Origin of the sequence: Shewanella sp. SR44-4 (assembly GCF_014163715.1) — a bacterium.
Classification (GTDB): Bacteria; Pseudomonadota; Gammaproteobacteria; order Enterobacterales; family Shewanellaceae; genus Shewanella.
This window is the reverse complement of sequence record NZ_JACJDU010000188.1, coordinates 1-247: the sequence shown is the minus strand read 5'-3', so window position 1 is coordinate 247 and position 247 is coordinate 1. Positions and strand designations below refer to the sequence as shown.

At 42.1% G+C, this 247-nt stretch carries 1 rRNA gene; it reads left to right on the top strand.

From position 1 onward, the window contains the following. Nucleotides 1-139: 139 nt before the first annotated feature. Nucleotides 140-247: ribosomal RNA gene (locus tag H5125_RS21990) — 16S ribosomal RNA — on the top strand; the annotation flags it as partial.

Here is a 247-nt window from a genome sequence, read left to right as displayed (position 1 = left end):
AACTCAATGCAACGATGAGTGTTCATAGTAATATGTACAAACATTTAATTGATTCTTCCGAGTCTTTTAAATGAAATCAGAATTCATTGAGCCGAAAGCGTCGTTCTTATTTATAAGAGTGGGGTTTTCAAAAGAACTTTAATTGAAGAGTTTGATCATGGCTCAGATTGAACGCTGGCGGCAGGCCTAACACATGCAAGTCGAGCGGTAACACAAGGGAGCTTGCTCCTGAGGTGACGAGCGGCGG